Genomic DNA, 20831 nt, shown 5'->3' with positions numbered 1-20831 from the left:
CACTACTGATTGTAGATTTAAGCGGTGGTGATAAAATAGCGCCCAAAATTTAGTGATATTTGGCTATTACAGACTTTGTATTAGACCCCACTAAAAGAATCACCTACATAATCAAGGTATTTAAATGACGGTTAAAACTCGTTTTGCTCCTAGCCCAACTGGCTATCTTCACGTTGGTGGTGCACGTACTGCACTTTACTCTTGGCTATTCGCTAAGAACCAAGGTGGTGAATTCGTTCTACGTATCGAAGACACGGACCTTGAGCGTAACTCTCAAGAAGCGGTTGATGCAATTCTAGAAGGCATGCAATGGATGGGTATGGAATGGGATGAAGGTCCTTACTACCAATCTAAGCGTTTTGACCGTTACAACGAAATGGTTGATAAGCTACTTGCTGAAGACAAAGCATTCAAATGTTACGCGTCTAAAGAGCTGCTTGACGAAATTCGTACAGAGCAAGAAGAAAACAAGGAAATGGCTCGTTACGATGCGAACCACCCTAAAATTGTTGCAGCAAACAAAGCAGCAAAAGAAGGTGATGCGTGCGTTATCCGTTTCCGTAACCCTAAAGAAGGCAGCGTAGTATTTGATGACCAAATTCGTGGTCGCATTGAAATTTCTAACAGCCAACTTGATGACCTAATCATTCGTCGTACAGACGGCGCTCCAACTTACAACTTCGTAGTTGTAGTGGATGACTGGGATATGGGTATTACACACGTTGTTCGTGGTGAAGATCACATCAACAACACACCTCGTCAAATCAACATCTACGAAGCACTAGGCGCGCCAGTTCCAACTTTCGCTCACTGTGCAATGATTCTTGGTGATGACGGTGCGAAACTTTCTAAGCGTCACGGTGCTGTTTCTGTAATGCAATACCGCGATGAAGGTTACCTACCAAATGCACTGAACAACTACCTAGTTCGTTTAGGTTGGTCTCACGGTGACCAAGAGATCTTCTCTCAAGAAGAGATGATTGAGTTCTTCAGCCTTAAAGCAATCAGCAAGTCTGCATCTGCATTCAACACTGAAAAGCTACTTTGGTTGAACAACCACTACATCAAGACTTCTGAGCCTGAGTACGTTGCAAAATACCTGCAATGGCACCTAGACGCACAGAAGATCGATATAACAAACGGCCCAGCGATCACTGAAGTGATCAAGCTAGTTGGCGAGCGTTGTAACACGCTTATCGAACTTGCTGAGCAGTCTCGTTACTTCTACGAAGACTTCTCTGAGTTTGAAGCTGGCGCAGCTAAGAAGCACCTACGTGGTGTTGCTAAAGGCCCACTAGAACTTGCTCTTGCTAAGGTTGAAGCACTTGAAGATTTCACTACTGTAAACATCAAAGATGGTGTGATTGCAGCGGTATGTGAAGAGCTAGAGATCGGCATGGGTAAAATCGGTATGCCACTTCGTGTAGCAGTAACAGGCGGTGGTCAGTCTCCTTCTGTTGATGCTGTGATGGAGCTTGTTGGTAAAGAGCGCGTAATCGCTCGTATCAAGATGGCTCTTGAGTTCATCGCTGAGCGTGAAGCTAACGCTTAATTGAGCGATTGCTAGATTTAAAAAAAGGGTCAGTAACTTGGTTACTGACCCTTTTTATTTGTCTTGAGCTTCGTCGCTTAGAGCTTTGCTGATTAGAACAGTGTCGATTAGAGTTGAATCGTTATAGCTTGTCGTCAGTAATCAGTTGGGTCGCTTGAGCCGCTGTTTTTTTATCGAACAAGATATCCATCATCGCTTTGATGCGTTCGATATCGTCGCCAAACTTTGATAAATTGCCGCTATTGGGCGCCTTAAATTCTACGTTGCCTACGCGCTGTTGATCTTGATAAGCTGAGATCTTGGCGTCTGCCACAAAGGTTCTGAAATCCCAACTCCAGCGAGATACGTAATCAAGCGTAATATCCTCTGGGTTATGTTCTGAACCGTCTGCAACGACTTTACATTTCACCTGATTGTTCAGGCACCAGTCGAGCATGGAATCGAGGAAAATGCTGCGTGTTTTTACATCTTCTACGATAGTGATATTTTCGACGTTATTTGCTTCAGGAAGTGCATTTCCTGAATACTTCGGGGCACTACAACCTGCGAGCAAAACGACAACAGCAACAACTAACCAGTTTTTCATTATCTATCCTAGATTTTTTTGAAGATGATTGAAGTGTTGATACCGCCAAAGGCAAAGTTATTGCTCATTAGGTATTCAACATTTAATTCACGGCCAGATCCTGTGATGTAATCAAGCTTGCCGCAGCGTTCGTCGATGTTCTCAAGGTTCAATGTTGGGCTGAACCAACCTGAATGCATCATTTCGAGGCTTAACCAAGCTTCAATCGCACCACATGCACCAAGTGTATGACCAAAGTAGCTTTTCAATGAACTGATTGGCACTTCGCCAAAAATGTTCGCCGTAGCATTACTTTCTGCAATATCGCCTTTTTCAGTGGCGGTACCGTGCGCAGAAACATAACCGATTTTTTCTGCCGGAAGTTGCGCATCTTTCAGAGCTTTTTCCATACAGATTTGCATGGTTTCCATCTGAGGTTGGGTCACATGAGCAGCATCGCAGTTGCTGGCAAAGCCGATGATCTCCGCGTAGATCTTTGCACCACGAGCCACGGCATGTTCATACTCTTCAAGAACAAGCGTGCCGGCACCTTCACCAATAACTAAGCCATCGCGCTCGCTGTCGTAAGGACTAGGGGATTTTTCTGGCGTGTCGTTTTTTAAACTGGTAGCAAAAAGGGTATCGAAAACAGCAGACTCAGTAGGGCATAGCTCTTCACCACCACCGGCAACCATTACGGTTTGGTAGCCGTGTTTGATCGCCTCATAGGCGTAACCAATCGCTTGGCTTCCTGAAGTACAGGCACTGCTGGTGGGAATCACGCGGCCGCGCAGGCCAAAGAACAATCCTACGTTGACCGCTGCGGTGTGTGGCATCATTTGCACGTAAGTTGTTGCGGTGATCGCTCGTGTCGACTTCTCGTTGAGCATTACGCCAAACGCGCCTACAGCATCAGTACTGCCGGTTGAAGACCCGTAGGCAATGCCCGTTTCTCCGTTAGTTAGAACATCATGTCCAATCAACCCTGCTTGCTCTAGTGCATCTTCAGTCGCGACAGTGGCTAAGCGAGAAACCCGACCCATGCCTCGAACCTGTTTACGTTTGTAGTGTTTTGGTAATTGGAAGTCATCAATAGGCGCAGCTAGTTTAGTGTTGAGGCCATCGTATTGCTCAAAACTTGGCATATATTGAGTGGCATTTTCACACGCTTTCAGTTTTGGTTCGATGTGCTGCCAATCATTACCAAACGCGGTAACACCAGACATGCCAGTTACAACAACGCGGCGGGTCATACTAAGCCTCCATTGACTGAAATCACTTGGCGAGTGACGTAGCCTGCAATATCAGACATTAGGTAGCTAACTAGGCCTGCCACTTCTTCCGGCTCACCCATTCGACGCAGTGGTACTTGAGGAAGCGCATGATCTTTCACATGCTCATCCACCATACCTGTATCGATCAAACCCGGAGCGACACAGTTTACTGTGATTTTACGTTTCGCTAGCTCTAAAGCCAGAGACTTAGTTGCGCCAATCACGCCCGCTTTTGCTGCTGCATAGTTGGTTTGACCGCGGTTACCCATGATGCCGGATACAGAAGCCAGAGTAACAATTCTACCGCCTTTGCGTTTTTGAACCATAGGCATCACGCACGGGTGAAGAACGTTGTAGAAGCTGTCGAGGTTGGTATGGATAACGCCGTCCCACTCTTCTTCCGTCATGGCTGGAAATGCGGTGTCACGAGTAATACCGGCATTATTCACAACACCATAGTAAGCGCCATGCTCGGCAATATCTGACTCAAGTGTTTCGCGACATTCGCTGCGATTACTGATATCAAATTGGATTAGACGTCCAGCACCACCGAGCTCAGTGATCGACTTTAATGTGTCTTCGGCACCCTGTTTGTCACCCATGTAATGAACGGCGATTTCAAATCCGTCTTTTGCGAGTTGAATAGCGATCGCTTTACCAATGCCTTTGCTGGCACCAGTGACTAAAACCTGTCGGGTCATGATGGGCTCCTAGTTTTCATTTCTTGTAATTTTTGTTCGGTCGGCACGTAGACGTTGAGTTGGCATTGAGCCACTATCTCACCTTGGTCTTCGACTCGGGCGGTAAACACAGCCATGCCACTGTCTTCCATCAGTTGCTCGGCGTAGATATCAAGGGTCTGACCTTGAGTGAACTCATCACACAGTGACTTGTAACGGCGAGAACCCAGCAAGAAGCCGATCGGGGGAGCAGTGCTGTTTTTTAATGCGTGGTATCCAGACCACGCGGCAACCGACTGCGCCATAAACTCGATACCAACATAAGCGGGTACGGTTTGAGTGTCTGCGTTAAAGAACAGGTTATGTGCTCCAATATCCACTTGGCAGTGAATCGATAACGCCTCTACGCTGATGGCACGATCGATTAATATCATCGGGTCATCATGTGGGAGAAGTTGGTCTACAGAGGGGATATCAGTCATTTACTACACCAAAAATCAGGCTAATGTTGTTGCCACCAAAAGCAAATGAGTTACTTAAGATGTTCTTTACTTTAAGTTTCTGGGCACAGTTTACCAAATCAATCTCAATATCCTCAGCTTTATCCTGACATTTTTGTAAGGGAAGCGGTAAGTCATATTTTAAAATATGCCATGCTATTGCAGCCTCTATCGCACTTGCAGCGCCAAGAGTATGCCCGGTGAGCGGCTTGGTTGAGCTAACGGGAACCTTGTTTGCAAAAATACGATGAATGGCTTTGCTTTCCATCGAGTCATTGAGCTGTGTTGCGGTGCCATGAGCATTGATGTAACCAATGTCATCCGCTTGTAACTGTGCAGAATATAAAGCTTTTCTCATAGCTTGTTCTGCGCCATTTCCTTCAGGGTGGGGCGCTGAAATGTGGTGTGCATCAGAGCTATCACCACAGCCTAATAAAGCAATGCTAGGTATATTCTGGTTTGTATCAGCGACATTCACTTTTGTTTTACTGAGCAACATAAATGCCGCTGCTTCACCGATGTTGATGCCATTTCGAGAGGCACTAAATGGCTGACAATGTGTGGTCGAAAGTGCTTCCAGACCATGAAAGCCATTGAGCGTCAGCTTACACAAGGTGTCTACACCTCCAACCAACACAGCATCAGCCATGCCTGAATCCAACAAGCGTTGAGCGGCCAGAAATACACGGCCACTGGACGAGCAAGCGGTCGAGATTGCGTAGCTTGGCCCTGTTAATGAGCAATATTGACTAACAAACTCAGAGGTATTCCCTAGCTCTTGTTTTGAGTAGTGATAGTGCTCAGGAAACTCACCGTTTACCAATTTATGTTTGAAAGCGGCTTCACCATCAGAAATCCCCGAGGTGCTTGTGCCGATAATCACAGCAATTCTATCTGCGTCAAATTGTGACTTTGCTTGCTCGATAGAATCTTTGATTTGCTCAAGAGCCGATAAAGCTAACTGATTGTTGCGAGTAGCGTATTCGGCAAGGTGCTGAGGGATTTCAGGCAGTTCACCAGTCACCTTACCGATGACAGTCGACTTGCCATCATTCAGCATATCACTGACTTCAACCATATTGGATTTACGTATGTCTTTGAGGCAGCCGTGAATGTCAGCAACGCTCGAGCCTAGCGCCGAGTGGAAACCACAATCTTGGATGTAAATAGGCATAGTGTTCAGCTCTTACTTGGGTTATCAGTAATCGTTGAGTTCAACGTTTGTATGGTGATGGTGTAGCCTTGGACCAAATGCTTGAAAACAATGTTTCCAGAGAGCTTCGGTTCATTAGTTTTTGCTTGATACTCGATACGAATAATGGCTCGTTGGCTACTATCAAACACGGTTCTTGTACTGTTAGAATCGACTATGTGCCAACCTATATTTTGCATAGGCTGAGTCCACGCTTCAACTGGCCATAGAGTCAGCATTAAATTGAATAGCACCTGCTCCGGTTGTGGCAAAGTTGCACCAAGCCCAGACAAAATTTGCGTATCAATCACTTGGTCTTGGTACTGCAGTGACAAAATTCGAGTGCCCCAAGATGAAAAACCAGCTAGCACCACTTTATCTGGTGTCACTTCAACTTGGACAGGAAGTTGTTGAGTTTCGTCTTGCCAGGTTGCGATAATCAACTGACTTGCCGTAAATGAAAATTCAAGCTCAGAAGGCAAGGGTAAGGTTAATTCGGTATCATTGTCGACAGACACACTTGCGCCAGCCGGCTGCTGAGAAACCATTGAACAGGCAGTGAGTAGAATACCCACTAGTGTGGCGAAGGTTATCTTATATATCTTGCTCATCGAAAAGCCTCTCGAGAGGTTGGTCGTTCTACGTTTTTACTACTGTTGATCGCGAGCGGCGAAAGTAGCCACGCGACAAAGATCCCTGTCAGAACAGTAACACCGAAGCTATGAATGGCATGAGTCTGACTTAGCGACAATAAGCCAAATGAAAGCAACGTTGTGAGACCCGATAGGGTAATCGCTAATAAGGTGCTTAGTGATTTTTTCTGCTCAGCAAAGAACAGGGTATAGTCGATACCAATCCCTAAAATTAGAATGAGTCCAAGCAGGTTAAACAGATTCAGTGTCGAGCCTAAAATGCCCGTGACCGCTAGCCCTGCGACTCCGGAAATCAATGAAGGCAACAGCATTAATAGGCTTTGCTTCACACCGTAGCGCCAACCTAAAACCATTCCAATTGCTGCCAATGCTATCAATAGTAGTTCGGTGATCTTGACTCTATATTCAGCAAAAAGCGACGAGATTTCATCGGCTTTATTAAGGTATTTAACACCTTGTTGCTGAGCAAAGCTTGAATCGAGCCATTGAGAGAACAGTGCTGAGTTTGTAACGTCTTTGATCAAAATGACTGACGCCGCTTGTCCATCGATAGGTTTTAACCAAAGTGGTCGAACAGGTTCTGACACCGGTGATTCTAAAAATCCAGATACTGTGATTGCTTCGAACTTAGGTAATTCTGGAAAGCTAGGCCAACCAAGCGTGTTCTGTAAGATATGGCTTTGCTGGCGATAGAGTTGTTCAACCAATTGATAGTTATCATGCTGGTCTTGTTTACTTAACAACTGCTGATTGATGCTGCGATATCCTGAGATACCTTGGCTATCGATTAAAGATTCTAAGCTCGCGGTGATTTCCGACAGTTTTTTGAGTAGCTTTTGGTCGCTCTTGGCAGTCACCAAAAGCATACTTTGACCACTGCCTAATCCTGATATCTCAGTAATGGCTTGTTCTTGCTGTTTGAGTTGATTAGGTATCGCTTGAAGTTGACGAATATCGTCGTCGTAGCGAATTTGGCTGAGTGACATCAAGCTAACGACAGTCACTATTAATGGTAAGCCAATTCTAAATTTTTGGTTGCTCCACAGGCTTAACCAAGTATGCCAAAGCTTCGACAAGGGAAGAGGGCGTTCTTGGCTTGGTTTTGCCGCTAAAACCGGATACCAACACACCACACTGGCGTAAGCGGCGAACAGTCCAATCGACGAAAAAAGAGCAAGTTGCTGTAAACCCGGGAAAGGTGCCACCAACAGACCTAGGTAACCAATCAAGCTGGTGATCAGACCCAAGGTGATCGCAACAATAATATGTTTCAAGCCTTTGTCGCTTTGCCACTTGCTTCCTGCTGCCAAGCGATCAGTCAGGTAGTGAAAGGAGTAGTCGATGGATACGCCAATCAAGCTGGCACCGAACACCAAACTAAACAGGTGAACCTTGCCGAAGATAGCGACGGTACTTGCCAGCGCGACCAATAAGCCGCTACTGATTGAAAGTAAGGATAAGGCAAGTGGGAGGGCGCTACGAAATGTTAGCCACACCAATAAAATTACACCTACCAATGAGCCCAAACCAATGGTGCTGATTTCTGATTTCGCACTTTCGGTACCGTAATTGGCGTAGAACACCACACCGGTATGCTGCACTTTGACACCAAACTGCTTTTCGATCTGGCGCTCAATTGAATCAAGATCTGGAAGCTGCTCTTGAATCGCTAAACTATAAGGCGAACCTGCCAGAGTCGCAGTCACCAAAATATGAGTTTGCTCATTAGACTGGACTGTGAGGTAGCCTTCTTTCAGAACAAAGTTGCTTGATTGAACGCCAACTGCACTGATGTAGTCTCGAAATAGCAGAAATGGGTCGAGAGATAGCTCTGCTGCAGTGACGCCTGAGAACGGATTGTACAGAGATTGAATGACATATTGAGCTCGCGAATCCGGCGAGTAGGTCAGCGTCTCTTTTTGTTGTTGGGTTAGAAGTTGAGCTCGGTGACGAAAATAGAAATCGCTCCACTGGCTTTGAGTGCTGGCGTTGATTTTGCCTTGAACTTGCTTAAACAGAGTTGGCTGATTTGAGAAAGCTCTTTGGTTAAGTTTTTTTTCAAAAGCGTCAGTCGCTGTTATAGCCTGTTCGACGTCGGAGGCACTTATGATAAACACCACTTGCTCACTCATCGAGCTAGATATTTGCTGAAAGGCTTGCTCTACCATGGGGTCTTGCTGGTTTTCTGGCAGCAATTTCATGATGTTGCTTTCAATGGGTACTGACGAAGAAAAAGCGAATTGTTTGATCAACAATCCGCTAAATAGCATTACGACAACAAGCCAAGCAAGGGCTAGGCTAGAATTGGAATTGTTGCGCTTCAGCATCTGATAATACTTCCGGTAGATGGCTTAACTGGCTAAATTCGATCACTGTGCTATCTCCACGAATTTCCTTTAGCTCAATGCGCTCAATATCATTGTGTCCTTGCAGCGTGATGGCTTCAAACACCGCATTCATTGGAGAACTTTTTGGTATTAGAGTGAGTGTCCATGACGCACTCTCTGTGCTTTTATTTGCACTTTCATCTGAGCTTGGCTCGTTCGCTGGTTCAAATGACAGAGAGAATTGTTCTTGAAGTTTTTGCGTATCGCCGTGGAATACTGACAAGAAGATATGGCTGAAATAAAATGCCATTGGGTTTTCTTTGTCAGTAATTATCTTAGCAGGTTGATCAGCAAACCTTTGACTCAGTTTGTTATCTGTGAGCACTAGGCTCACAGGAAACGGGGTTGCTTGCGTCCAAAGTAAACCACTCGACTTATCTAATAAAAACGTTCCTTGTGACGTCAGAGGTTGGGCAAACATTTCCATATTGCGTGTTTGAGTAAACTCGCCACGGACAATACTATTTGCGCTCAACACCGTTTTCAGTTCTGAAATAGAAGTTACGCTAGTTGTGTTCTCATTAGCGGTAGTAAGGCCACTTACCATCACAGAAGCAAGCCCTAGCAGCGCGATGCTAATGTGTTTGCGACTGCGTTTAAACAGACTCATGTTTCACCTGTTGGTTGTTAGAGGCTTGAGATTTATGTTCAGCAGCTAGAGGTAAGCAACCGAATTGGTGCCAATGCTTAACTTTATCGGTAAATATTTTCGGCGAAGCAAAACACATCTCTTGCTCTTCAATGGTTACCGCAACTTGCATGGTATGAGCGCGTGTCATACGAGCACCTGTGTTGGCATCGTGAATTTCGTAGTCAACACGCAAGCGGTTTTCCCATTCAGTTAACTTAGCGGATACCTTGATCTGATGATTAAACGGTATCGCTTTGATGTACTTTACACGCGTGTCGATGATCGGCCACATGTAGCCTGAATCCTTCATCTCATGATAGTTGTACTCAATCTTATCCATCATGATGCGCCTTACTTCTTCAAAAAATCGGAAGTAATTACCGTGATAGATCACGCCCATTGGATCGGCATCTTGGAATGAGGTTACTAAAGTAACCTCAGATTGTAATGGATGAAGGATTTCAGACATAAATCGCTCTCAACAATATTGCGTAAAGGGGTAGCTACTTTATGAGGTTAGCTACTTTATGAAGTTAACCACTCTATGAGTAAAGTGACCAATACTGACTTTGAATACGAGAAATAAAGTGGCGTAGATTGCCTTCAAGCGGACGATCCTCGACAATAAACTCAAACTCTTTGAGTACTTCGTCGCGAATGTGCTTCAGATTTTCACTCATGTGGTGCTCATCAAGCTCATTGTGGCGCTTACGAAGTTCAAGCGCTTGTGTACCCGCGAGAAGTGATGCTGCCGCTACTTGTTCAGTCAGTTCTAGAACACGTAGGCAATCACGAGCCGCTATGGTGCCCATGCTGACTTTGTCTTGGTTATGGCACTCGGTTGAACGAGAGAACACGCTTGCTGGCATGGTGTGTTTCAATGCCTCTGCTGTCCAAGCTGAAACGCCAATCTGTACTGCTTTGAAGCCGTGGTTAATCGGCTTACGTTCGCCTTCTGCACCGGTTAGGTTAAATGGTAAGCCGTTGTTGAACTTGTAATCCATCAACTGCGCCATTTGGCGATCAAGTAGGTCAGCAAGGTTGGCTACTGCTGTTTTTAGCGTATCCATTGCCATTGCGATATGACCACCGTAAAAGTGTCCACCATGCAGTACGCGCTCATTATCACCATCGATAATTGGGTTGTCGTTGGCGCTGTTTAGCTCGTTCTCGATCATTTGGCGAAGCCAAGGTAGGGAGTCTTGAACGACACCGATAACGTGTGGAGCACAACGCAATGAGTAACGATCTTGCAGACGGTCACTGTTGCGAGGTGGGCGTTCTGCTTGAAGGTCGTCGCGTAACCACGCTGCAATTTGTTGTTGACCAGGGTGAGGTTTCACTGCGAACAAGGCTTCATCGAAGTGGAAGTCATTTCCTTGCATACCCACAGATACCATCGCCGTTATCTTAGTCGATAGTTGTGCTAGGTATTCCGCGCGTTTGTAGGCGATACAAGCCAAAGCTGTCATTACTGACGTGCCATTCATCAAAGCTAAGCCTTCTTTTGGCTTAAGCTTGATAGGGTTAATGCCTAATTCTTTGTAGACGTCACTGGTCGGGCGAACTTCGCCTTTATAGATAACATCGCGCTCACCAATCAGTGCTGCCGCTAAGTAAGACAACGGCGTTAAATCACCACTGGCCCCAACCGATCCTTCTTGAGGAATACGTGGTGAGATATCTTGATTAATCAGAGTAACGATCTGGTTGAGCAGATCGTGAGTCACACCAGATACACCTTGTGACAATGAACACAGGCGCGTTGCTAATACTGCACGAGATTGTTCGTGAGACAATATTTCGCCTAAACCACAGCCATGAAAGCGCGTTAGATGCAGTGGGAGTTCGTCGACTAGGTTTGGCGGAATCGCAACGGTACATGAATCTCCGTAACCGGTTGTCACGCCATAAATCACGCCTTCTTCTTTCAACAGACGTTCTAAGAAAGCGACACCACGGTCGATCTTAGATGTGAAGGCTTCACTTGAGTTCATCGAAGCTTTTGCGCCTTGTGAGATAGCTACAACATCCTCAATTGTGAGGCGTTCGGCACCAAAAGTGATGCTATTTGGATTCTTTTTCGTCATGGTGCTGGTTGCTCAATGTCCAAAAATTAAAAAAGTTATACCACTGAAGCGGTGCTTTCAGTGTGTAGTGCTGAAGTCGATCTGCGTATTTTTGCACGACTTGCTGTAAAGATTGTTCGCGTGTCTTTCTTGGCAGCTCGATCTTGTCGCTGAAATGCTCGAAATAAACATTAAAGTGCGGCTTAGGTTGTGAGTCGTCACGCAGCCCAAATAATAAAAATACCGGCGCTTTGAGAACAGAGGCTAACATAAATGGTCCTTGAGGGAAGGGAGCTTCCTTACCCAAGAACTCCGCCCATACTGAACGGCTCTCTTTGCTGGTGGAGGTTCTATCGCCAACAATCACAATCCATTCGCCTTGTTCTAGTTTCTGCTGCAACAAGATAGCGGTATCTGGCCCCATTGAGGTCACTTGGATTAGGTTTAAATCAGACTGCGGATTGACTGCTTTCATTACCGAATTAAAACGCTCAGCGTGTTCGGTGAAAACCAGCGCATTGATTTTGATGTTCGAGTGTCTGCGACCCAAAGCTCGGCACAGTTCGATATTACCAAGGTGAGAACCCAGAATCACGACACCTTGTTGGTTGGCTACCATGCTCTCGAATTGCTCTTGACCATGTATGGTGAGGTTATCTACCGAGAAATCGCCTTTCCATGCCGCTAACTTGTCTAGCATCGTATGACCAAAAGAAAGCAGATGGTTATAGCTGGTTAATTCAGTGGGTAACTCAATATTCTGTTGTTCAGCGTAGGTTTTCAGTTGAAATAGATACTGTTCTGAGGCGTTTCGTGCACGTTTTCCCGTTAGATGGTAGTAACCCATCACACCGCGTAAAATCAGATTGAATACGCCTCTGCCTAACAAGGTATAAACGGCCAATAACAGTTTGATTCCCAGCACAGTGCCGCGCTCTTGAGTTCGCGACCAATGGGGTTGTTCTGAACCCATTTGTTCTGAACCCATTTGTTCGGAATTTACCTGTCTTGAATCTGCCGAGGAACCTTGGCTATTTTCAGCCGATAAATTGTTCGCTGAGTCCGACTTGAAATGACGAGTAATCAGTTTTGGCGCTCTTGGCAGCATGCCGAAGAACAGTCTTGTGTGCATCCAGCTGATTTTTACGTTATCCCACAGAGCGTCGAAATGAGAAACACCATTTTCAGGATAAATAACTCGTGTCTCAATAAAGTCGATGTCGCAACCTTCCCAGTAAAGGCGAACCAGAATCTCAATATCGAAGTCCATTCGAGACCCAACGTCGTATTTGCTGAGCACTGCCCGTGTTTGGTTGATAGGGTACGCTCGAAAGCCGCACATGCTGTCTTTAATTGATAACGAAAGGGTTTCTATCCATACCCAGATATGTGTCGCGTAGCGTCCGTATAGCCTTGCCTTAGGAACGCTCTCGTCATAAACAGGCTGACCTGATATCAAGCGCTGAGGTTTGTCTTGCGAAGCCTGGATTAATGCGGGTAGCGCTTCAAGGTCGTGTTGCCCATCAGCATCAATTTGAATAGCGTGGCTAAAACCGAGATTTTGCGCTCGCTTGATACCCGCTTTTACTGCGCCACCTTTGCCTTGGTTCTGCTCAAGTGTCACCAGAGTTACGTTTGGATTATCAGCAAGGGGAGTCAAAAACTGTTTGGTCGCGAGTTCACTGCCATCATCAACAATAATGATCGGAAGTTTGAAATTAAGAAGTGATGAGACCACCGAGGGCATGGTTGCGCCGTGGTTAAAGCACGGAATTAGGAAGCAAGCCTTGTAGTTGCTTTCTTCAAGTGCGTGTTGAGAAACAGCCTCAGCGCTATTCACTTTTCTCTCCCAGCTTCATTTTGCCTGAAGAGTGAATCTGTTCGCCGTTGTTTGAGGTGTAACTAAAGCTCAGTTTGTCTTTGTCAGCGTCCCACTTTAATGACAACTGAATAGTCGAGTCTGGCAGGATCGGTTCTTGGAATTTGATGACTTCCATGCCTTTAAAGAAACCAGGGACACTCAGTTCTTGGACTGCGTAGTGAAGTGCCCAATCAATCTGTGTAACACCAGGAAGAATAGGAAAGCTCTTGAAGTGCCCCTTAAAATCGGTGATGTCACCAGCAATATGGAGTGTCAGGGTCGATTCTTTCTCTGCAGTGTCAACAGCAATGACGTTTGGTTTTCTCTTATCCATAGCGTGTGCTTAGAATCCTTGGGCTGAAAATGGGTGTTCTGACAAAAATATAAAAAGATAATCTCAGTGTAAAATACGAACAGCGGTTTCTATGATTTTATTAGCTGTTCGATATGAGAGGTTAGTCGCTTACCTTGGCTGTTGAGGGGAATTTCATCAACAATGCGATATTTTCTTGGGATAGCGATCGGTTCTAACCATTTTCTAAGTTCTGAACGCAGCATCAACCAGAATTTACCTTTACTCATGGTGGCGAATTTCGCTTGGCCTTCCTCTGATAATACCAAAACCGACGCCAAGATTAAGCGTTCCGGTTCTTCGAATGGAATCACCACGCATTCGGTTATCCAAGGCAGTTGCTCTAATCGTTTTTCCACTTCTACCAGTGATACTCGTTTCTCTTCTATCTTGATCACTCGGTCGGTTCGGCCTTTCAATATGAATTGACTCTCCGAGACCATTTCGCACTCATCAGCGGTTTGATACCAGTTGTTTTTATCGATGTACGGCGACAATAACTTAATGCAATTCTCACTGTTGAGACTAGCCTCAATACAGTCGAAAAGCTGCCAAGGTGTTTTCGCGCTCTCTTGCTGACGAAATGCGATGCCTCCGGTTTCAGTGCTGCCAAAAACCTCGATAGGTAAATAGCCGAGTAACTTCCGCGATTGGTGAGCGGACTCTGTAGGCAACGGGCCACCAGAAGAGAATATTGCAGCAAGCTGCGCGGTATTGATTTCGTTCTTTAATCGTTTGAGTAGAGCTGGGCTGCTGATCAGCACACAGTTTTTATTGGCGTGAGACAGAATCTGCTCAGGGTACTCAAGGTTGCTTCGAGCAAATGGAACACCAGAGCATAGTGGCCATAAGATTCTAAACAGCAAACCATAGATATGCTGGTGCGAGACGGTACTGTGAACTCGATTACCTCTGATCAATTCTCCCCAGTTCTTATCTAGCTGAGCCGTTTCAATATCTAGGTGTTCTAATGTTTTATTGATTGCCTTGGGTGTACCGCTTGAACCTGAAGTAAACAGGGTCAAATGGATTTCTGCCAAATCAACGGGCGGAAGATTATCGGTTCGAGGCTCGCGTGTTTCGGTGTCTAATAAGGTTTGGACATTGCGAACGTCACTAACCTTTACTTCGCCAATCGAATCATCAACTAACAGGCAGTCAAAATGTTCACTTAACTCGGCAAGCGCACAAGGTTGATAGTTGCCGGGCAAGATGATGTGCTTTTTGTTGACTGCACATGCCAAAAAGGCCAACGAAAATAGGTAGCTGTCTTGGGTACAAATCGCGACTCGTTGAACAGGGAATGGAGATAAAAGGTGTACGAGTTGAGATAAGTCGTCGTTAAATGTTTGCCATGTAATCTCGCAATTGTCGTCAAAGCAAACAATAGAGTCAGGCGATCTATTTTGACTGAGAAGATCAGACAACGAAACATAGGTTACAGTTTGGGTCATAACAATTTAACTCTGGCGAATGCGCTGTCTAACTACCCACTCACCCGCAAAGAGTAACCCGGCAAACAAATAGCTGAGTAGGCCATTGTATAAGGTCCATATTTCAAGCGGTTGGAAGCAAGTGTAAAGTGCGATTGAGCCATTAATAACGAAGAACAGACACCAAACTTTGGTGACTTTTCGTGTGTAATCAACGCCACTTTGCGGAAGTTCAGGTTCTTGGATGCGAGCAAGGCGTTCGATAATTGTTTGAGGTTGCCATAGGCTTGTAGCAAATACAGCCAACATACAAACGTTAACGATAACGGGATAGTAGGTTAACCAACCATGTTGCTTGAACGTTAACCCTAATACCAACAGAACAATTCCGGCACTTCCACTGATCCAAGCTAAGTGTTTTAGCTCTTTGATTTTAGCCTGACCACCAGTGAAAATGCGTACAGTAAAGATAACGGCCAGAACAATGCCAACGGTTTGTAGACCAAACTTGTTGAGCCCAAAGTAAACCGCTATTGGATAAGTGAAAAGTATGATTGCCGACAATAAAGTCAGCAGAGGACGCATTATGCGTCCTTCAATAGTTCAACCACAGACTCTACAACGTCATTAACGGTGCGTACTGCTTTGAACTCTTCAGGTTTGATCTTTTTACCCGTTACGTTTTGTAGATGTACGACTAGATCAACGGCATCAATGCTGTCTAGGTCAAGATCGAGATAAAGGTGAGCTTCAGGAGTGATATCTTCAGCATCAAGCTCAAACAGCTCAATCAGCGCATCTTTAACCTGGTTGTATACTTCTTGTTGGTTAGCTTGTGTCATAAAGATCTGTCTAGTTGTTCGTTTGAGATGAGATGTAATTAGCTAGGTTTTCAACCGAAGCAAAGTGCTGGCGAGTGTTTGAATCGTCGGCATCGATAACAATGTTATATTTTTTCTTGATAGCAAGACCAAGCTCAAGGGCGTCGATAGAATCCAGTCCAAGTCCATCGCCAAATAGTGGAGCCTCTGTTTCAATTTCATCAATGCTCATATCTTCAAGGTTCAGTGCGTCGATGATCAGTTGTTTTAATTCGTTGTGTAATGTTTCCACTTTGGCCTACTTAGTGCTTTATCTGAAATACTGCTTCAAGGGGGCGATTCTACATTATGCGTTGTATTTTCGAAATGCTGATATCGCCGTCGTTTTATTGAAGAGCTAAATACTTTCTTCGGAAGGGAAAATACTTTGTGCAAGATGATGGTTAAGGCGTCTTGCTGCCGAAGTTAAGTTGTTCGAATTCTCAATAAATGGTGCGACTTCTATTTTACCTTTCACCGTGACATGAAAAAAGGGTTTCGTAGCAGGAACTTGATACCATTTTTTCTCTTTCGTTAAGAATGTCGGAGAAACCGTAATGTGAATCACGCGTAAATCGGTTTGCGTTCGAGTGGCTATTTGTGCTGCACCACGTTGTAATGATGGTTCAACTCCTGGCGTTGTGCGAGTTCCTTCAGGAAAAACAAGCAACACGTTGCCACGTGAAAAACGTTCTTCACAGCGCTCTAAAAGGTCGTCAGGTGCTTGGTTAGGTATGTATCCCGCCGCTTTGACGATCCTTTTCATAAAAGGGTTTTCCCATATTGCAGCCTTAACGAGGCAATCGCATTGCGGCAGTTGAGAGGCGATCAGCACGTAGTCAATCAAACTTGGGTGATTGGCGATGATGATGCAGTTGCGATCTTCACGGAGCAGTTCGGCGCCATCAATTCGATAGTCAATAGCGCCAGTGAACTTCATTATTTGGCAAAAAGCATTGAATGAAAAGCGAATCAGTCGTTGAGCTTTAAGCTCTTTTTTAATGGTGTTAGATGTGGTGAGTGCGATCGACGGCAAGATCAAGAAGCTGAGAACTAAGCCTCCTAGACCAAAGATGGAGAAGCAAAGCCCTGTCGCGAATACTCGCCAATATTGATCGACCTTACTCATTCTTGAGTTCCAGTTTTTACGTTGTTGACCCACGACCAAGCTTGGTGCTTGCCTGCAATCGTCCAACGTTGGGTATCCAAAAGGATATGTTGTAGCGCTTGAAGGCCTTGTGGCAACTCGGATACTGATTGACTTGTTTCTACTGCTCTATAAATAGAGTAGTCATCGCCCGCAGTGAGAATTAAACCTAACGCGTAATCTGCGTAGTTTTGCGTCTCATATTCCTGGTAGAGCTCTGGCAGAGGTTGGTCGAAATCAATGACTAAAACACGGTGCGATGGATGTTGGTAGAGGTAAAGGTACGCCTCAATCAATGCATTATGGAAGGTGTCTTGTCCGGCCGCTATTGAGGTCAGTGGAATTGGTGCTTTCGCGGCAATCGTTGTGAGACCAGCAGCCGTGTTGTGTACTGATTGCGAGAATGCCATTGGCGAGGCATCATCACCTTCTAATATAGATTGAATTAAGATGGCGGTTCGGTGCAGTTCACCATGCCGACTGGCAAACACTAGGTAATCAATCGAGGTGTCTTTTAACAGAACCAATGCGGTTTGGACAGCAAGCTTGCTTTGTACGCTCATTCGGCGGCGCATCATTGGCGGGATGGCTTTAAATTCAGCTGTACCATTGTCTGGCCAAGCTAAATTAGCGCTCCATGTTTGCCATTCGGCATCAGAATTAAGACCGGCCGCATTTGCAGACCATTTCTCAATATTAAACGACATTAATTTGGATTGATTTGACATAGAGTATTGATTTGCTTTGGGTCTAACTAAATACTATGCGCGCTTATAAATAAACACAGGTAAGGGATTTAAATGAAATTACTAAAAATAGCCGTTTCAATATTGTTCATATTCGTTCTTGCAGGCTGCGGACGTGTACAGCCAGTAATGAATGTTGAGGATACTCCAGTTGCACTGAATCTTCAAAGTAAACAGGTGAAATCAGCTATTTATGAATCAGCTGAGAACCGAGGTTGGTTGGTTTCAGAGATAAAGCCTGGCTTGATCCGTGCAGAGCTGTATGTTCGCTCACACCATGCTGTGGTTGAAATTCCTTATAGTGACAAATTTTACTCTATTCTTTACGTTGAATCAGAGAATTTGAAGTATGACGATGGTGAAATACACCGTAATTACAACCGTTGGGTTAATAACTTAAACGTTGATATTAAACGTAAGCTTGCACAAATGGCAGCTGAGTAATCCTCTATTATTTAAAGTTAGGTTTTTCGTGTCGGAATATAAATTAGATCCATTCAACGCTTTAGAAGCAAAAACAGAAGCGCAGAAGTTGTCTTTCGCTCCCATTGTTTTTCATACTGCCCGTACACTTCGTGATTTAGGTATCTTGAAATCGTTAGATGACGCGGGTATTAGTGGTTTACCTGCGGAGACTCTTTCGGAAATAACGGGCGTATCTGAGTACGGCGTAAAAGTTCTGCTCGATATGGCGTTAAGTGCTCATATTGTTATTTGGGACAAACCTAACTATAAAATGGCTAACCTTGGTTTCTACCTTCTGCACGATGGGATGACCAACGCGAACATGGACTTCACGGCTGATGTTTGTTACGCCGCGATGATGCATTTAACGGAAGCGATTGAAGAAGGCACACCTGCGGGCTTAAAAGAGCTAGGTGACTGGGAAACCATTTACCAAGGTTTGTCTCAATTGCCAGAAAAAGCAAAAGAGAGCTGGTTTAAGTTTGATCATTTCTATTCAGACCGTTCGTTCCCTGTTTTGCTTGAGAAGGTCTTCAGCAAGAAACCTAAGTCGCTGGTGGATATCGGCGGTAATACGGGTAAATGGGCGATGCAGTGCTGCAACCACGACTCAGATGTTGATATAACGATTGTAGATTTGCCACAGCAACTAGAAATGGCAATGGCAAACGCGACACTACATGGCCATCAAGACCGAGTAACGCCATTCCCAGCCAACATGCTCGACAAACAACAAGTGTTGCCGACGGGTGCGGATGTGTGGTGGATGAGCCAGTTCCTTGACTGCTTCTCGCCAATGGAAATTCTAAGCATATTAAAACGAGTTCGCTCTCATATGTCAGAAGAGGCGACTGTCTATATCCTGGAACTGTTTTGGGATGCACAGAAATACGATGCGGCGTCTTATAGTTTAAATGCGACTTCTCTTTACTTTACTTGTTTGGCCAACGGTAACAGCCGTTTTTACCGCAGTGAAGATTTCTTAGAAATCGTTGAGGAAGCTGGCTTTGAAGTGGTGACTCGTACCGACGATATCGGCCTCGGTCACACACTGCTTGAATTGAAAGCTAGCGCGCAATAAAAATAACAAATATGGCTTAAATAAATGAAGAAAATATCAACTCAAGTGGTGATCATCGGAGCTGGACCATCAGGGTCTGTTGCCGCGTCTTTGCTTCACAAGAAAGGCATCGATGTTCGAGTGATTGAAAAGAGTCTTTTTCCTCGCTTTTCTATTGGCGAAAGCCTGTTACCTGCTTGTATGGAAGTGATTGAACAAGCCGGTATGAGCAAAGCAGTAGCTGAAGCTAACTTCCAATTTAAAGATGGCGCGGCTTTCCGTAAAAATGACGTTTATACGGCGTTCAATTTTGAAGATAAGTTCTCTTCTGGACCGGGAACCACGTTTCAAGTTCAACGAGGCGCCTTTGATAAGGTGTTAGCCGATGCTGCTGAAGCACAAGGTATTACCATTGATTATCAACATGAGTTGATGGGCATTGATTTCACCGAAGGCAGCACGACTTTAGATGTCCAAGTTCTTGATGGAGAGCGTTATCAGCTCGAAGCTCAGTACGTTTTGGATGGCAGTGGCTTTGGCCGAGTACTGCCTAAAATGCTTAACTTGGAAGAGCCGTCATCGCTTCCTCCACGCAAAGCTATTTTCACGCACATTAACGATCATGTTTTAGACGTTGATACTGAACTAGAATATGACCGCAATAAAATTCTCATATCAGTGCATCCATCTAATCCTGATGTTTGGTACTGGTTAATTCCGTTTAGCAACGGCGTCTCATCATTTGGTGTCGTCGGTGAGCCTAAGTTCTTCGAGTCATACCCGGAAGATAAGATTGCCGCTCTTAAGCAATTAGCAACCGAAGAGCCTGGATTAGCTGAAATTTTAGCAAATGCCGAATACCCAAACCCTGCAGGTGAAATAGGTGGCTATTCTGCCAACGTAAAGCACCTTGCAACGGATAAGTATGCGCTGCTGGGTAATGCCGGTGAGTTTCTTGACCCTGTATTTTCATCAGGCGTTACGATTGCGATGAAGTCGGCCCAGTTTGCCGTTGAGTGTGTGGAAAAGCAGCTTAATGGTGAGAACGTCGATTGGGAGCGCGATTATGCGGCTCCGTTGATGGTGGGCGTAAACACTTTTAGAACGTATGTTGAGGGGTGGTACTCAGGTACTTTGCAGGATGTGATTTTCTATCAAGATCCAAACCTGAAGATTAAGCAAATGGTATGCTCGATTTTAGCTGGTTACGCATGGGATCAAACTAATCCGTACGTGAAAGAATCGCAGCGTCGATTGGCGACACTGGCAGAGATATGCCGAAGCTAGGTAGTCTATTCAGTGTGTGAGAGTATCTTCAAGCGCTAAGGTGACTAACCTACAAACAAAAACAGCCGCAAATGCGGCTGTTTTTGTTTCTGAAAATATGGGATTTCAATTCAATCG

At 45.1% G+C, this 20831-nt stretch carries 22 protein-coding genes; 4 read left to right on the top strand and 18 right to left on the bottom strand.

The window, feature by feature from the left end; translation table 11 throughout:
* Positions 1–124: 124 nt before the first annotated feature.
* Positions 125–1552, top strand: coding sequence for a glutamate--tRNA ligase (gene gltX, locus L8S15_RS19655; RefSeq protein WP_280574784.1), 1428 nt, complete (start codon positions 125–127; stop codon positions 1550–1552).
* A 121-nt stretch (positions 1553–1673) separates the two neighbouring features.
* Here gltX and L8S15_RS19650 read toward each other — a convergent pair whose 3' ends face one another.
* The 18 genes from L8S15_RS19650 to L8S15_RS19565 all read right to left on the bottom strand — a co-directional run bounded on the left by L8S15_RS19650 (position 1674) and on the right by L8S15_RS19565 (position 17863).
* Positions 1674–2138: an Sbal_3080 family lipoprotein gene (locus tag L8S15_RS19650; protein ID WP_010439209.1), complete on the bottom strand. Its 465-nt coding sequence runs from the start codon at positions 2136–2138 to the stop codon at positions 1674–1676.
* Between the two features lie 8 nt (positions 2139–2146).
* Positions 2147–3370, bottom strand: coding sequence for a beta-ketoacyl-ACP synthase (locus tag L8S15_RS19645; protein WP_016791957.1), 1224 nt, complete (start codon positions 3368–3370; stop codon positions 2147–2149).
* Positions 3367–4092, bottom strand: coding sequence for a 3-ketoacyl-ACP reductase FabG2 (locus tag L8S15_RS19640; RefSeq protein ID WP_016767037.1), 726 nt, complete (start codon positions 4090–4092; stop codon positions 3367–3369). Before L8S15_RS19640 ends, L8S15_RS19645 begins: the two co-directional genes overlap by 4 nt.
* Entirely contained in the window at positions 4089–4553 is a 465-nt protein-coding gene (locus tag L8S15_RS19635) for a hotdog family protein (protein ID WP_016767038.1), read from the bottom strand. Before L8S15_RS19635 ends, L8S15_RS19640 begins: the two co-directional genes overlap by 4 nt.
* A complete protein-coding gene (locus L8S15_RS19630) occupies positions 4546–5745 on the bottom strand; it encodes a beta-ketoacyl-[acyl-carrier-protein] synthase family protein (RefSeq protein WP_016767039.1) in 1200 nt (399 codons plus the stop codon). Before L8S15_RS19630 ends, L8S15_RS19635 begins: the two co-directional genes overlap by 8 nt.
* A gap of 5 nt (positions 5746–5750) precedes the next feature.
* A complete protein-coding gene (locus tag L8S15_RS19625) occupies positions 5751–6374 on the bottom strand; it encodes a DUF3261 domain-containing protein (protein ID WP_280574780.1) in 624 nt (207 codons plus the stop codon).
* Positions 6371–8743, bottom strand: a complete 2373-nt coding sequence (locus L8S15_RS19620) for an MMPL family transporter (RefSeq protein WP_280574778.1) — start codon at positions 8741–8743, stop codon at positions 6371–6373. Before L8S15_RS19620 ends, L8S15_RS19625 begins: the two co-directional genes overlap by 4 nt.
* Entirely contained in the window at positions 8715–9413 is a 699-nt protein-coding gene (locus tag L8S15_RS19615; protein ID WP_010439226.1) for an outer membrane lipoprotein carrier protein LolA, read from the bottom strand. Before L8S15_RS19615 ends, L8S15_RS19620 begins: the two co-directional genes overlap by 29 nt.
* Positions 9400–9903 (bottom strand): acyl-CoA thioesterase, encoded by a 504-nt coding sequence (locus L8S15_RS19610; protein WP_010439228.1) that lies wholly within the window; start codon positions 9901–9903, stop codon positions 9400–9402. Before L8S15_RS19610 ends, L8S15_RS19615 begins: the two co-directional genes overlap by 14 nt.
* 73 nt (positions 9904–9976) lie before the next feature.
* Positions 9977–11524 carry an aromatic amino acid ammonia-lyase gene (locus tag L8S15_RS19605; protein WP_016785786.1) on the bottom strand — a complete coding sequence of 516 codons (1548 nt, stop codon included), beginning with the start codon at positions 11522–11524 and terminating at the stop codon, positions 9977–9979.
* On the bottom strand, positions 11502–13343 hold the full coding sequence (locus L8S15_RS19600) for a glycosyltransferase family 2 protein (RefSeq protein ID WP_280574773.1): 1842 nt from the start codon (positions 13341–13343) through the stop codon (positions 11502–11504). The genes L8S15_RS19605 and L8S15_RS19600 overlap by 23 nt, the downstream gene beginning before the upstream one ends.
* Entirely contained in the window at positions 13336–13698 is a 363-nt protein-coding gene (locus tag L8S15_RS19595; RefSeq protein WP_010439237.1) for a 3-hydroxyacyl-ACP dehydratase, read from the bottom strand. The genes L8S15_RS19600 and L8S15_RS19595 overlap by 8 nt, the downstream gene beginning before the upstream one ends.
* An 89-nt stretch (positions 13699–13787) precedes the next feature.
* Positions 13788–15170, bottom strand: a complete 1383-nt coding sequence (locus L8S15_RS19590; protein ID WP_280574771.1) for an AMP-binding protein — start codon at positions 15168–15170, stop codon at positions 13788–13790.
* 6 nt (positions 15171–15176) lie between these two features.
* Entirely contained in the window at positions 15177–15734 is a 558-nt protein-coding gene (locus tag L8S15_RS19585) for a septation protein IspZ (protein ID WP_010439242.1), read from the bottom strand.
* On the bottom strand, positions 15734–15991 hold the full coding sequence (locus L8S15_RS19580; protein ID WP_004739745.1) for an acyl carrier protein: 258 nt from the start codon (positions 15989–15991) through the stop codon (positions 15734–15736). The genes L8S15_RS19585 and L8S15_RS19580 overlap by 1 nt, the downstream gene beginning before the upstream one ends.
* Before the next feature lie 10 nt (positions 15992–16001).
* Positions 16002–16262 carry a phosphopantetheine-binding protein gene (locus tag L8S15_RS19575; RefSeq protein ID WP_004736154.1) on the bottom strand — a complete coding sequence of 87 codons (261 nt, stop codon included), beginning with the start codon at positions 16260–16262 and terminating at the stop codon, positions 16002–16004.
* Between the two features lie 105 nt (positions 16263–16367).
* The gene (locus L8S15_RS19570) at positions 16368–17138 is read right to left on the bottom strand and encodes a lysophospholipid acyltransferase family protein (protein ID WP_280574769.1); all 771 of its coding nucleotides are present in this window, start codon (positions 17136–17138) and stop codon (positions 16368–16370) included.
* Positions 17135–17863 carry a beta-ketoacyl synthase chain length factor gene (locus L8S15_RS19565; protein WP_016784739.1) on the bottom strand — a complete coding sequence of 243 codons (729 nt, stop codon included), beginning with the start codon at positions 17861–17863 and terminating at the stop codon, positions 17135–17137. Before L8S15_RS19565 ends, L8S15_RS19570 begins: the two co-directional genes overlap by 4 nt.
* 93 nt (positions 17864–17956) lie before the next feature.
* Here L8S15_RS19565 and L8S15_RS19560 point away from each other — a divergent pair, with 93 nt between their 5' ends.
* The 3 genes from L8S15_RS19560 to L8S15_RS19550 are packed head-to-tail and all read left to right on the top strand — an operon-like array spanning position 17957 to position 20714.
* Positions 17957–18346 carry a hypothetical protein gene (locus L8S15_RS19560; RefSeq protein ID WP_010439254.1) on the top strand — a complete coding sequence of 130 codons (390 nt, stop codon included), beginning with the start codon at positions 17957–17959 and terminating at the stop codon, positions 18344–18346.
* A 28-nt stretch (positions 18347–18374) separates the two neighbouring features.
* Positions 18375–19448, top strand: coding sequence for a methyltransferase (locus L8S15_RS19555; RefSeq protein WP_010439258.1), 1074 nt, complete (start codon positions 18375–18377; stop codon positions 19446–19448).
* A gap of 24 nt (positions 19449–19472) precedes the next feature.
* Positions 19473–20714, top strand: a complete 1242-nt coding sequence (locus L8S15_RS19550) for an NAD(P)/FAD-dependent oxidoreductase (RefSeq protein WP_010439260.1) — start codon at positions 19473–19475, stop codon at positions 20712–20714.
* The last annotated feature ends 117 nt before the right edge of the window (positions 20715–20831 follow it).

Origin of the sequence: Vibrio sp. S/42/10, from assembly GCF_029890535.1 — a bacterium.
Taxonomy (GTDB): Bacteria; Pseudomonadota; Gammaproteobacteria; order Enterobacterales; family Vibrionaceae; genus Vibrio; species Vibrio cyclitrophicus.
Note: the sequence above shows the minus strand (reverse complement) of the source record. Positions and strands in the feature narration are given on the sequence as shown.

What these genes read in the sequence shown, in the direction of transcription:
- L8S15_RS19565 (WP_016784739.1), bottom strand. Translation starts at nt 17,863, where the DNA reads ATGTCGTTTAATATTGAGAAATGGTCTGCAAATGCGGCCGGTCTTAAT.
- L8S15_RS19645 (WP_016791957.1), bottom strand. Translation starts at nt 3,370, where the DNA reads ATGACCCGCCGCGTTGTTGTAACTGGCATGTCTGGTGTTACCGCGTTT.
- L8S15_RS19620 (WP_280574778.1), bottom strand. Translation starts at nt 8,743, where the DNA reads ATGCTGAAGCGCAACAATTCCAATTCTAGCCTAGCCCTTGCTTGGCTT.
- L8S15_RS19625 (WP_280574780.1), bottom strand. Translation starts at nt 6,374, where the DNA reads ATGAGCAAGATATATAAGATAACCTTCGCCACACTAGTGGGTATTCTA.
- L8S15_RS19650 (WP_010439209.1), bottom strand. Translation starts at nt 2,138, where the DNA reads ATGAAAAACTGGTTAGTTGTTGCTGTTGTCGTTTTGCTCGCAGGTTGT.
- L8S15_RS19595 (WP_010439237.1), bottom strand. Translation starts at nt 13,698, where the DNA reads ATGGATAAGAGAAAACCAAACGTCATTGCTGTTGACACTGCAGAGAAA.
- L8S15_RS19640 (WP_016767037.1), bottom strand. Translation starts at nt 4,092, where the DNA reads ATGACCCGACAGGTTTTAGTCACTGGTGCCAGCAAAGGCATTGGTAAA.
- L8S15_RS19630 (WP_016767039.1), bottom strand. Translation starts at nt 5,745, where the DNA reads ATGCCTATTTACATCCAAGATTGTGGTTTCCACTCGGCGCTAGGCTCG.
- L8S15_RS19570 (WP_280574769.1), bottom strand. Translation starts at nt 17,138, where the DNA reads ATGAGTAAGGTCGATCAATATTGGCGAGTATTCGCGACAGGGCTTTGC.
- L8S15_RS19585 (WP_010439242.1), bottom strand. Translation starts at nt 15,734, where the DNA reads ATGCGTCCTCTGCTGACTTTATTGTCGGCAATCATACTTTTCACTTAT.
- L8S15_RS19590 (WP_280574771.1), bottom strand. Translation starts at nt 15,170, where the DNA reads ATGACCCAAACTGTAACCTATGTTTCGTTGTCTGATCTTCTCAGTCAA.
- gltX (WP_280574784.1), top strand. Translation starts at nt 125, where the DNA reads ATGACGGTTAAAACTCGTTTTGCTCCTAGCCCAACTGGCTATCTTCAC.
- L8S15_RS19580 (WP_004739745.1), bottom strand. Translation starts at nt 15,991, where the DNA reads ATGACACAAGCTAACCAACAAGAAGTATACAACCAGGTTAAAGATGCG.
- L8S15_RS19635 (WP_016767038.1), bottom strand. Translation starts at nt 4,553, where the DNA reads ATGACTGATATCCCCTCTGTAGACCAACTTCTCCCACATGATGACCCG.
- L8S15_RS19610 (WP_010439228.1), bottom strand. Translation starts at nt 9,903, where the DNA reads ATGTCTGAAATCCTTCATCCATTACAATCTGAGGTTACTTTAGTAACC.
- L8S15_RS19615 (WP_010439226.1), bottom strand. Translation starts at nt 9,413, where the DNA reads ATGAGTCTGTTTAAACGCAGTCGCAAACACATTAGCATCGCGCTGCTA.
- L8S15_RS19550 (WP_010439260.1), top strand. Translation starts at nt 19,473, where the DNA reads ATGAAGAAAATATCAACTCAAGTGGTGATCATCGGAGCTGGACCATCA.
- L8S15_RS19605 (WP_016785786.1), bottom strand. Translation starts at nt 11,524, where the DNA reads ATGACGAAAAAGAATCCAAATAGCATCACTTTTGGTGCCGAACGCCTC.
- L8S15_RS19560 (WP_010439254.1), top strand. Translation starts at nt 17,957, where the DNA reads ATGAAATTACTAAAAATAGCCGTTTCAATATTGTTCATATTCGTTCTT.